Annotated in this window: 7 protein-coding genes; all 7 read left to right on the top strand. The window is 71.2% G+C overall.

Translation table 11 applies throughout. The features are described 5' to 3' along the window. The first annotated feature begins 90 nt into the window (after positions 1 to 90). From QP939_RS09650 to QP939_RS09620, 7 genes are read left to right on the top strand one after another with little or no spacing between them, the layout of a single operon-like run. On the top strand, positions 91 to 1,425 hold the full coding sequence (locus QP939_RS09650) for a GumC domain-containing protein (protein ID WP_285456285.1): 1,335 nt from the start codon (positions 91 to 93) through the stop codon (positions 1,423 to 1,425). Further along, complete coding sequence (locus QP939_RS09645) at positions 1,422 to 3,239, top strand: Wzz/FepE/Etk N-terminal domain-containing protein (protein ID WP_285456284.1); 1,818 nt, start codon at positions 1,422 to 1,424, stop codon at positions 3,237 to 3,239. Before QP939_RS09650 ends, QP939_RS09645 begins: the two co-directional genes overlap by 4 nt. 36 nt (positions 3,240 to 3,275) lie before the next feature. Then, positions 3,276 to 5,180 (top strand): asparagine synthase (glutamine-hydrolyzing), encoded by a 1,905-nt coding sequence (asnB, locus tag QP939_RS09640; RefSeq protein WP_285456283.1) that lies wholly within the window; start codon positions 3,276 to 3,278, stop codon positions 5,178 to 5,180. Then, positions 5,177 to 7,354, top strand: coding sequence for a bi-domain-containing oxidoreductase (locus tag QP939_RS09635; protein ID WP_285456281.1), 2,178 nt, complete (start codon positions 5,177 to 5,179; stop codon positions 7,352 to 7,354). The genes asnB and QP939_RS09635 overlap by 4 nt, the downstream gene beginning before the upstream one ends. Then, positions 7,351 to 9,300: a heparinase II/III family protein gene (locus QP939_RS09630; protein WP_285456280.1), complete on the top strand. Its 1,950-nt coding sequence runs from the start codon at positions 7,351 to 7,353 to the stop codon at positions 9,298 to 9,300. Before QP939_RS09635 ends, QP939_RS09630 begins: the two co-directional genes overlap by 4 nt. Further along, on the top strand, positions 9,297 to 10,805 hold the full coding sequence (locus tag QP939_RS09625; protein WP_285456279.1) for a right-handed parallel beta-helix repeat-containing protein: 1,509 nt from the start codon (positions 9,297 to 9,299) through the stop codon (positions 10,803 to 10,805). Before QP939_RS09630 ends, QP939_RS09625 begins: the two co-directional genes overlap by 4 nt. Further along, positions 10,802 to 12,040 (top strand): O-antigen ligase domain-containing protein, encoded by a 1,239-nt coding sequence (locus tag QP939_RS09620; protein ID WP_285456277.1) that lies wholly within the window; start codon positions 10,802 to 10,804, stop codon positions 12,038 to 12,040. The genes QP939_RS09625 and QP939_RS09620 overlap by 4 nt, the downstream gene beginning before the upstream one ends. Positions 12,041 to 12,119: the final 79 nt, after the last annotated feature.

Below are 12,119 nucleotides of genomic sequence, written 5' to 3'. Positions count from 1 at the left end.
ACCAATGCCCCCGTCCCGACGACGGATCGGATAACCGGCCGATCCGAGAAAGCCGTTCGGCGTACCTGTCTCAGGAATGGAGATCCGCCGTTGACTGACGACACGGTGCGCCTGGCCCTGATCGGGCAGGTCCTCCGCCGGCGCTGGCGGTTGCTGACCGTCCTCGCGGTCCTGGGCGCGCTTACCGGGTTCGGCGCTTCGGTGCTCTTCTCGCCCGGCTACCAGACGACGTCGAGCGTGCTGCTGCAAGGACCGCGCCAGGCCGACGAACTGCTCACCCAGGCCGAGGTCGCGACCAGCTCGGTCGTGCTCGACCGGGCCGCCGCGCAGCTGCCGTGGCACCCCACCGGCGCCGACCTGAAGAAGCAGGTCAGCACGTCCGCCGCGGACGGCAACGTCGTGACGATCACCGTCTCCGCCGACACCGCCGAGCACGCCCAGCAGCTGGCCGACCAGGTCGCGCAGCAGTACGTCAAGTACTCCGGGCAGCTGGCCACCAACTCGGGCGACGCCTCGGCGCAGCTCGCCGACGAACAACGCGAAGCCCTGCGCCAGCAGGTGCGGCAGGCCACCGAGAAGATCGCCGAACTGGCCAAGAACGTCGGCGGCGACCTCACCGTCGAAAGCGTCCAGGCCCGCACCCAGCTCGAAGGGCTGCGGACGGCGCTGGACCAGGCGATCAAGGCGCTCGGCGACGCCGACACCACCGCCAGCAGCCACAACGCGGTCGCCATGGGCAACGCGCCGCTGCCCACCGGCCGGGCCGCGCCGACGCCGGTGCACTTCGTCGCCGGCGGCGCCGTCCTGTTCCTGATCGCCGGGATCTTCGGCCACCTCGTGGCCTTCCGGCGGGACCGGCGGCTGCGGCACCAGGACGAAATCGGCTCGGCGCTCGGCACCCCGGTGCTCGCCCTCGTCGACGTCGAGCTGGCCGAGCCGGACCGGCAGGACGCGAAGGGCGTGCTCGCGCGCGTCCGGTGGCTGCTCGGGGCCGACCGGCCGTGGCTGCTGCCGCCGGTCGCGGCGCCGACCGGCGACGCCCAGCGCGACATCCGGTTCCGCCGCGTGCTCGACCACCTCGGCGCGGGCCCCCGCGGCGTGCTCCTGCTCGTGCCGGAAGACGACGCGAGCGCCGGGAAAGCCGCCGAGCGGCTCGCCGAAGTCGCGAAGCGCGCGGCCGTGCCGTCCCGGGTCTGCCGCGTTTCGCCCGAGCGGCCGCTCGTGCCCGACGGCCACGACGACGCCGTGGTCGTGGCCGGCCTCGGCACCCGGACCGCCTGGGAGCTCGTCGACCTCGCCGCGGCGTGCGGCGAGGCCGGGCGCGAGCTCGCCGGCGTGGTCGTGACCGCGCCCGTCCGGCCGTCCGGCCGCGAGCCTTCATCCACGGCCGGTGCGCCCGGCGAAGCCCTGGCAGGTCGACCGTGACGAATCCGAACAGCTCGTCCGCGCCCCTCATCGACCTGCACCGGCTGGTCGTCGCGATCCGCCGCCGGAAGCGCTTCTGGCTGGCCACCGCGCTGCTGGGTGTCGTCGGCGGCGCGCTGATCACGATGTTCCTGCCGCCGCCGCCCACCGCGGTGGTGACGGTGATGGTCACGCACGCGCAGGACTCACCGACCGACAGCGGGTCGCTGATCCGCACCGACGTCACCGTGCTCCAGACGACCCAGATCGCCGGTGAGGCGCTGAAGGCGATCGGCAGCGCGGAACGGCCCGAAGAGTTCACCAAGGAGTACTCGGGACTCGGGCTGAGCAACAACATCATGCAGATCACGGTCAAGGCGAAGACCGCCGAGGACGCCGTCGCGAAGGCGAAGGCTTTGGGCGACACCTTCATCGCCGACCACGTGAAGCGGGACAAGGCGGTGGCCGACGCGCAGGCCAAGGCCCTGCTCGACCAGCGCAAGAACGCCCAGGACGAGCTGAACACGGTCGACCAGCAGATCAGCGACGAGACGAAGAAGGGCCGCCAGGCCAACCCGAGCACCCTCGAGGGGCTCTACAGCCGCCGCGCCGCGTTGCAGTCGCAGGTCTCCGACTTCACCAACCGGGCCCAGCAGGCCGGGATCGGCGACCCGAAGGTGACCGCGGGCACGCAGGTCGTCGACGCGGCCCGGCTGCTCCCGAGCGGCAAGCTGAAGTCCGGCGCGCTGAACAGCGGCATCGGGCTCGGGCTCGGCCTGGCCCTCGGGCTGGCCTTCGTCGCGGTGGGCGCGATCTCGAAGGACAAGCCGGTGCTGCGCGGCGAGATCTCCGCCGAGCTCGGCGCCTCGGTGATCGCCCAGCTGCGGAGCCGGTTGCCGCTCCCGGCCCGGCTGTTCAAGAAGTCCCGCGCGACCGAGGAACGCAAGCGCGTCGCCACGACGCTGGTCCGCGCGATCAAGAAGGACCGCGCCCCGGTGTCGCTGCTGGAGCTCGGCGCCCCCGGGGTCGCGGCCGCGCTCGCCCTCGACATCGCCGGGGAACTGGCCGCCGACGGCAAGGCGAGCGTCGTCGACGACCTGCCGGGCGAGGACGTCCGGAAGCTGGCGGCCGCCACGCACAGCGACGTCGTCGTGCTCGGCGCCGGCGACCCCGGACCCGAGCCGGGCGAGCACCGCATCGGCGTGGGCACGGTCGCACCGGGCACGGCGTGGACCGACCTGGTGCACCTCGGCGCCGAGACCGTACTGGTCGTCAAGGCCGGGCACGCGAACACGCTGTGGCTGCACACCGTCGCCCGGCAGCTGGCCGACCAGGAGATCCCGGTCGTCGGCGTGGTGCTGGTCGACCCGGACCCGCGCGACAAGTCCGACGGCACGCTGTGGGACGGCCTGCACACGGCCCTGCGCGGCCGCGCCAAGCTGACGCCCGCGGTGCACCGCGTTCCGGTCGAGCACGAGGACCGCATCGACGAGCTGGTGGCCCGCGTCGCCGAGCGCGTCGGCGCGGCCGAGCACGTGACGCGCCGGTTCACGCCCGTCCGGCCGGTCGTCCCGCCAGCGCTGGCCAAGCCGAAGCCGCCCGAGCCCGGCACGGTGAGCATCCCCGGGCACCTCGACGCGCCGACGAAGAAGTTCGCCCCGGTCAAGCCGCAGAAGCGGCCCTCGCCGTTCAAGCGCGACCAGGGCGAACCCGCGCACAAGGGCGAGCTGGAAGCCGACTTGGAGCCCGAAAAGAGTGCTGTAACAACCGGGACTTCGTCCCGGGCCGGGGGCTCCGCCACCCGGACCCCCGAACAGAGCGCGGAAGTCTCCTGACCCGCGCCCAGACCTGAAGAGGGGACCCCACCCGAGATGTGCGGCATCGCAGGCACCTACCTCTGGCCGGACGGCGGGCCGCTCACCGACCGGCTGACCAAGACGCTGGCCCACCGCGGGCCGGACGGCTCCGGCCGCTACGAACACCGCGCCGGAGCGGGCGAAGTCCACTTGGGACACCGGCGCCTGTCGATCATCGACCTGTCCGAGACCGGCGCCCAGCCGATGGTGCTCGACGGCCTCGCGCTGAGCTACAACGGCGAGCTGTACAACGCGCCGGAACTACGGGCCGAACTCGAAGCCGCGGGCGTGCGCTTCCGCGGCACGTCCGACACCGAAGTGCTGCTGCAGGCGTGGCGGCGCTGGGGCACCGACTGCCTGCCGAAACTGCGCGGGATGTTCGCCTTCGCGATGTTCGAGGAAGGCACCGGCGAGCTGTTCCTGGTGCGCGACCAGCTGGGCATCAAGCCGCTGTTCTTCGTGCGCCGCAACGGCGGGGTCGCGTTCGCCTCCGAGCTGAAGGCGCTCGCCGGGGAGCTGGGCGGGTCGCTGCAGGTCGACAACGCCGCGTTGATCGCGTCGCTGCTCTACTACTGGGTGCCGGACAGCCGCTGCGCCTACCAGGGCGCGGAGAAGCTGCAGCCGGGCACCTGGCTGCGCTGCCGCCCGGACGGCCAGGTCGACCGCGGCCGGTTCTGGTCGCTGCGGGAAGTCGCCGAAGAAGGCGCGGCCTTCGACGGCGAGGTCGACCTGCACGAGGTGATCGCCGAGTCGACGGCCAAGCACCTGCTCTCCGACGTCCCGGTCGCGACGTTCCTTTCGGGCGGCCTGGACTCCAGCTACCTGACGGCGCTGGCCGCACGGTCGCAGCCCGGGATTTCGGCTTACACCATCGGGTTCCGCGCCGAGGACGCCAAGTTCGAGGCCATGCCCGACGACCTGAAGTACGCCCGGATCGTCGCCGAGCGGTTCGGCGTCGACCTGCACGAGATCGAGATCGCGCCGCAGGTGCTCGATCTGCTGCCGAAGATGACCTACCACCTCGACGAGCCGATCGGCGACCCGGCGGCGATCAACTCGTTCCTCATCTGCTCGGCCGCGCGCGAAGCCGGGGTCAAGGTGATGCTGTCGGGGATGGGGGCCGACGAGCTGTTCGCCGGGTACCGCAAGCACCTCGCGAACCTCATCGCCTTGCGCTACCACAAGGTGCCGGGCGCGGTGCGCAAGCCGGTCGAGTCCCTTGTGGACAGACTGCCGGTCGCGTCGGCCAAGCGCGGCTACCGGTCGGTGCGGTTCGCCAAGCGGTTCCTGTCGTTCGCGGGCCTGCCCGAGGAGACGGCGTTCCGGCGCAGCTACACGATGTACGACCGCGCGGAGCTGCTCGATCTGGTCAACCCGGACCTCGCGGCTTCCGTGGACGACGTCCTGACCGAGCACGCCGATACGTACAACGACCAGGCGCTCGACGACTTCGTCAACCGGATGTGCCTGGCCGACTCGCGGATGTTCCTGCCCGGGCTGAACCTGACCTACACCGACCGGTCGACGATGGCGGCGTCCACCGAGGTGCGGACGCCGTTCGTCGACGTCGAGGTCGTGCGCGCGGCGTTCAAGATCCCCGGGAACAAGAAGATCGTCGGCCGCGCCGGGAAGGTCGCGCTGAAGAACGCGGCGCTGAACATCCTGCCGAGCGAGATCGTGCACCGGCCGAAGGGCCTGTTCAGCGCGCCGCTGCGGGCCTGGATGAGCCGCGACCTGGCGCCGCTGGTGCGGGAAGTCGTCAACGACGGCGTGCTCGTTTCTTCCGGCTTCCTGCAGCGGGAAGCGTTGCAGCGCATGGTCGCCGAGGACGCCGCCGGTCAGGAAGACCGCGGCAAGCACCTCTGGCACGTCTTGACCCTTGAGTACTGGTACCGGAACGCGATGGCGGGAGCGAAGTGAAGCAGGTAGTCCAGAACTACAAGAGCGGTGAACTGGCACTGCTGGATGTCCCGGAGCCCGCCTGCAAGCCGGGTGGCGTGCTCGTGCGGACGGTGTACTCGCTGATCTCCACCGGCACCGAGATGATGAAGGTGTCCGAGGCGAGCATGTCCCTGGTGGGCAAGGCGAAGGCCCGGCCGGACCAGGTCGCGAAGGTGATGCAGAGCGTCGCCACGAACGGCCTGTCGGCGACCTACCGCAAGGTGACGTCCAAACTGGACTCCTACACCCCGCTCGGCTACTCGCTCTGCGGCATCGTCGAGCAGGTCGGCGCCGGAATCACCGACGTCGCGGTCGGCGACCTCGTCGCCTGCGCGGGCAACGAGCACGCCCTTCACTCCGAGCTGAACTGGGTGCCCAAGAACCTCTACACGCCGGTCCCGGCGGGCGTCGACCCGCGGCACGCGGCGTTCGGCACCGTCGGGTCCATCGCCATGCAGGGCGTCCGCCGCGGCGAGCCCCAGATCGGCGACGTCGCCTTGGTCATCGGGCTCGGCCTGATCGGGCAGCTCGTCGTGCAGCTGCTGACGTCGTCCGGCGTGCGCGTCGTCGGCGTCGACCCCGACCCGGACCGCTGCAAGCTCGCCGAAAGCCTCGGCGCGCTGACCTGCGCGCACCCGGCGTCCGGCATCGTCGACACCGCCGTGGCCGAGCTGACCCACGGCGCGGGTGTCGACCAGACCTACCTCGCCGCCGGCGGCAACACGAACGACCCGGTGGAGCTGGCCGCGAAGCTCTCGCGCGACCGCGGCCGCGTGATCGACATCGGCAAGTGCAAGCTCGACCTGCCGTGGAACGCCTACTACGAGAAGGAACTGGACGTCCGGTTCTCGCGCTCGTACGGGCCGGGCCGCTACGACCCGTCGTACGAACTGGAAGGCCGCGACTACCCGATCGGCCAGGTCCGCTGGACCGAGCGCCGCAACCTCGAGTGCGTCCTCGACCTCATCGCGCGCGACCGCCTCGACGTCGAGCCGCTGATCACGCACGTCTCGGACTTCGCCGACGCCGTTTCGACGTACAAGGCGCTCAACGAAGGCGAACTGAAGGCCGTCGCGGTGCTGTTCCGCTATCCGGAGGCGGTCGCGAAGACCGAACCGGTCGTGACGTCCGCGCGCGTGGCGCCGGTGACCCGCGCGGTCAAGGCGCTCCCGGCCGGGCAGCCGGTGCGCCTGGGCTTCATCGGCGCCGGGAACTACGCGTCGTCGATGCTGCTGCCGCACCTCGTCGAGCGTGACGACGTCCAGCTGAAGCACGTCGCCACGACGTCGGCGCTGTCCGGCGCCAACGCCCGGCGCAAGTTCGGCTTCACCGAGGCCTCGACCGACATCGACAACGTCCTCGGCGACGACTCGATCGACGCCGTGTTCGTCGTGACCCGGCACAGCTCGCACGCCGAGCTGACCCGCCGGGCCCTGCTCGCGGGCAAGACGGTGTTCGTCGAGAAGCCCCTCGCGCTGTCGCCCGAGGAACTGCAGAAGGTGCTCGACGCGATCGAGGAGTCCGGCAACGACCGCCTCCAGGTCGGCTTCAACCGCCGGTTCGCGCCGCTGCTGCACGAGGCCCGCGGCCAGTTCGGCCCGCGCGTCGGCCCGGCGACCGTCCGGTACCTGGTCAACGCGGGTCGCCTCGACCACGGCAGCTGGTACAACCAGACCGACACCGAGGGCTCCCGCTTCGCCGGGGAGGGCGGGCACTTCATCGACACGGTGAGCTGGCTGCTCGACGCCGACCCCGTCTCGGTCTACGCGACCGGCGACCTCCAGGTCACCCTCGGCTACCCGGACGGCTCGACCGCGGTCATCACCTACGCCGAGACCGGTTCCTCGGGCTTCCCGAAGGAAACCCTCGACCTCACCGCCGACGGCAAGGTCCTCAAGTTCGACGACTTCGTCCGCGCGTCGGTCTACTCGCGCAAGAAGTGGGCGAGCTCGCGGATCCCGAAGGGCCGCGACAAGGGCCAGGCCGCCGAGGTCGGCGCGTTCCTCGACGCCGTCCGCACGGGTGGGCCGATGCCGATCCCGATCGCATCGCTGGCCGCGACGACGCTGGCCACGCTCGCCGCGCAGACGAGCGTCGCGAACGCGGCGCCGGTGCGGATCGAGCTGCCCGTGAAGGCGGGTGCCCCCGCATGATGGGTCCCGGCTGGTACCTGCGCCGGCTCTCCCGGATGGGGCCGGTGGAGGTCGCCGGCCGCGTGCGGCACGCAGTCATCCAACAGCGGTGGCGATCGTCGCTCCCCGAGCCTCCCCTCTGGCCCCCACACCCGCACTTTCACGTGAAAGCTCCGCTTTGCGCCGCAAAGCGGCACTTTCCCTACGAAAGTGGCGCCTCGCCGGAGGCCGTCAAGCGGCTGCTGGGCACGGCCGACGAGCTGATGGCGGGCCGCGCCGAGTACTTCGGGGTGGTCCGCGAGGACCTCGTCGAGCCCGACTGGTTCCTCGACCCGAAGACCGGCCGCCGCGCGCCTGACGACGTCTACGCCTTCGACGTCCCGTACCGGTCGGAGGACACGGTCGGCGACATCAAGCAGATCTGGGAGCCGTCGCGTCACCAGCACCTCACCGTGCTCGCCGCGGCGTACGCCCTGACCGGCACCGACGCCTACGCCGAGCGCGTCGCCGCGCACCTGCGGTCGTGGTGGGCGGCGAACCCGCCGCTGCGCGGGCCGCACTGGGTGAGCGGCATCGAGCTGGGGATCCGGCTGCTGTCGTGGGTCTGGACCCGTCGCCTGCTCGACGGCTGGTCCGGCGTCGACGCGCTGTTCGAGGACAACCCGGACTTCCAGCTGCAGCTGTGGCACCACCAGAACTGGCTGTCGACGCTGCGCAGCCACGGCTCGTCGGCGAACAACCACGTCATCGCCGAGGACGCCGGGCTGCTGGCTTCGGCGTGCGCGTTCGGCTGGTTCCCGCAGTCGGAGCGCTGGCGGGCCGAGGCCATGCGGTCGCTCGACGTCCAGCTGGCCCGCAACACCTTCGAATCCGGGCTGAACGCCGAACTGGCGTCCGAGTACCACGGACTGGTGCTGGAGCTGGGCCTCGCCGCGGCGCTCGAAGCCGACGCGGCGGGCAAGCCGGTGCCCGAGCGCACGTGGGGCGTCCTGCTCCGGATGACCGACGCGTTGGCGTCCATTGTGGACAACCGGCTGCGGCCGCCGCGGCAGGGCGACGCCGACGACGGCTTCGGTCTCATCCTCGACGGCGGGGAAACCGACCGCTGGGCGTCGCTGCTGGCCACCGGCGAGGCGCTCTTCGGCCGCCGGGACTGGTGGCCGCCGGTCCCCGGCGAGGACGTCCGGACGCCGTTGTTCGCCGCGCTCGCGGTGCGGCTTCCGCGCGCGACCGGCGTCCGGCCCGACCGGCGTCCGGCGGAGCTGCGGGACGCGGGCATGACGATCCTGCGGTCCGGCAAGGTGTGGGCCCGCTGCGACGGCGGGCCGCACGGCTTCCTGTCGATCGCGGCGCACGCCCACGCCGACGCGCTGTCGGTCGAGGTGCGCCACGACGGCGTCGACATCCTCGCCGACCCCGGAACCTTCTGCTACCACGGTGAACCGAAGTGGCGGGCGTACTTCCGGTCCACGCTCGGCCACAACACCCTCCAACTGGGCGGCCGCGACCAGTCGGTGTCCGGCGGGCCGTTCCTCTGGACGCGGCACGCGGAGACGAAGGTCCTGGACGTCCAGCCGTCCCGCTGGGTCGCGGCCCACGACGGCTACGCGCCCGCGGTGCACCGCCGCACGGTGGACCTCGACGGCGACGAGCTGACGATCACCGACGAGGTGCTCCGCGCCGCGGGCACGGACGTCCGGCTCGCGTTCCACTTCGGACCGGCGGTGCACGTCGACCTCGACGGCGCCCAGGCCCGGCTCTCGTGGGACCGCGACGGCGAGCGCCGGACGGCCACGGTCGTCCTCCCGGGTTCGCTGACGTGGACCGCGCACCACGGCGAGACCGACCCCCCGCTCGGCTGGTACTCACCGGGGTTCGGCAGGCGCGAGCCCGCGACGTCGCTCATCGGCACGGGCACCTCGACGCCCACCGAGCCGTTGACCACGACCCTCACCTTCGAGTCATGACCACCCGGGCGACCACCAAGCGGCACTTTCACGTGAAAGCTGTGCTCGGGGTGCTGCTGCTCGTCGTCGGGGGGTGCTCGGCCGAGTCCGCGCCCGAGCCTGCTCCGACCGTTGCCGCCGTTTGCGGGCATGTGCCCGCCGGGCCGGCGACCGCGCCCGCCGGGGCCGTTGTCGTCGATCCCGCCGTGCGTGGCGACCTGCTCGTCAAGACCGAGGCCAGCCCGCCGGGCACCACCTTCTGGCTCGCGCCCGGCACGCACACCCTGGGCGACGGCGAATACGACCAGGTGGCCCCGAAGGACGGCGACCACTACATCGGCGCGCCCGGCGCGGTCGTCGACGGCAAGAAGGTCAACCGCTACGCCTTCACCGGCAAAGCGGGGAAGGTGACCGTCGAGCACCTTACGGTCACCGGGTTCGTCCCGCCCGACAACGAAGGCGCGGTCAACCACGACTCCGGTCCGGATTGGACGATCCAGGCCAACGACCTCAGCGGCAACTCGGGCGCGGCCGTCATGGCCGGGACCCGCCAAGTGCTCAAGGGCAACTGCCTGCGCGGCAACGGCCAGTACGGCCTCAACGGCTGCTGCGGCGACCTCGCCGGGCTCCTCGTCGAGGGCAACGAGTTCGTCGGCAACAACGCCGAGGACGTCGAGAAGAAGTACCCCGAAGGCTGCGGCTGCAGCGGCGCGATGAAGCTCTGGGCGGTCAACGGCGCCGACATCCGCGGGAACTGGATCCACGACAACCGCGGCCCCGGCATCTGGGCCGACACGAACAACAACGACTTCTTGATCGAGCACAACGTCATCGAAAACAACGACGACAACGCGATCTTCTACGAAACCAGCTACAACGCCGTCATCCGCGACAACGTGATCAAGGGCAACAACGTCGTCGCCGGGCGGAAGTACGTCGCCGAGGACGACAGTTTCCCGGTGGCCGCGATCTACATTTCCGAATCCGGCGGCGAACCCCGCGTCAAAGCCCGCACCGCGAAGATCGAAATCACCGGCAACACGCTGGAGAACAACTGGTCGGGCATCACGCTCTGGGAGAACGCGGACCGCTTCTGCAACAGCCCGGCCAACTCCTCGACCGGCGTCTGCACGCTGCTGCAGCCCGACGTCGCGAAGTGCGCGGCACCGGCCATCGCGACCGAGCCGCTGCGCACTGATTGCCGGTGGAAGACCCAGAACGTCGACATCCACGACAACCGGTTCGCCGTCGACCCCTCGGTGCTCGACTGCCGCGAGATGTGCGCCCGGATGGGGCTGCTGTCCAACTACGGGACGGTGCCGGAGTGGTCGCCGTACCAGGCCGAGGCCGTCGAGCGGGCCATCACCTTCCACCAGGGCAACCGCTGGCACGACAACCGCTACGCCGGGCCCTGGACGTTCGTGACCGAGGAAGCCAGCCGGGTCGTCGAGCAGGGCCGCTGGCAGGGCGTGCCCTACCAGCAGGACCAGGGCAGCACGTTCGAAGCCGGAGGCGGGTTCCGATGACCTACGGCAGGATCGCGACGGACGTGGCGCGCACCCCGCAGACCCTCCGGGTCATCCGGTTCGTGTGGGCCCTGCTGGTCTTCAACACGCTGGGCTCGCTCGGCGCGTCCGTGCTGCCGATCCCGCGCTCGGTGCTGCAGATGCTCACCATGTCCTCGGTCGGGTTCGCCTTCGTGCTCGCGCTGGCGGTCAACCCGCGGTTCAAGTTCCGGCCGAGCGCCTACCTGCTGCTGCTGACCCTGCTGCTCGTCGGCAGCCTGGCCAGCAGCGTGCGGCTGCAGTCCGGCTGGGGCGCGCTGTTCCGGTGCGCCCGGTTCGGCCTCTTCATCGGCACGCTCTGGCTGATCAGCCCGTGGATGGACAACGTGCTGCACTTCGTCAAGCACCACGTGCGGGTGCTGTGCGCGCTGCTGGCGTCCGTCGCGATCGGACTCGTCGTCGCACCCGGGATGGCGCTGGCCGAGATCAACGACGGACGCCTCTTCGGCGTGCTGTGGCCGCTCACGGCCACCCAGGTCGGGCAGTACGCGGCGATCGCGATCGGGCTCACCATCCTGCTGTGGCTGAACAAGCTCACCACCGGCCGGAGCGTCGCGCTCATCTGCGGCCCGGCGACGGTACTGCTCGTGCTGACCCACACGCGCACCGCGACCGCGGGCCTGGTGGCCGGCCTGGCGGTGGCCGGCCTGTCGATGCTGCTCACCAACGCGCGGGCCAGGAAGGTGCTGGCCTGGGCGATCGCGGTGGCGGTGGCCGGGGTGGTGCTGCTCGGCGCGTTCCTGCAGGCCTGGCTGCTGCGCGGGCAGGACAAGGAGAACTTCACCAACCTCACCGGCCGGGCGAAGGTGTGGGACCGCCTGCTGGACCTGCCGCGCACCTGGTACGAGCAGGCGTTCGGCACGGGGTTGTCCAACAAGTCCTTCGACGGCCTGCCGATCGACAACAGCTGGCTCGCCGTCTACCACGAACAGGGCTACATGGGCGTCGTGATCGTGGTGCTCTTCCTGCTGACGCTCGTGGTCGCCGCGATTTCCCGGCCGCCGTCACCGGCGCGGGCGTGCGCATTGTTCCTCATCAGTTACTGCCTGCTCGCGTCCTACACGGAAGCCGGACTCGGCGACGCTTCGCCGTATCTGCTCCACTTGGCGCTCGCTTCCTGGCTGCTCGCGGCGCCTTCGCCCGACCGCGACGCGTTGGTTTCCGTGCGCGCCGAGCACCCGAGCGGCGTGACGTAACGATGCCCCCGGCCAGGACGACCTCATTGTCGCGACACCCATTCTTCGAGCACCGGGCTGCCCCGGTTCCATCCTGCCG

The organism is Amycolatopsis nalaikhensis, assembly GCF_030264295.1.
Taxonomy (GTDB): domain Bacteria; phylum Actinomycetota; class Actinomycetes; order Mycobacteriales; family Pseudonocardiaceae; genus Amycolatopsis; species Amycolatopsis nalaikhensis.
The sequence above is the reverse complement of the archived record's forward strand: the minus strand, read 5'-3'. Positions and strand labels throughout refer to the sequence as shown.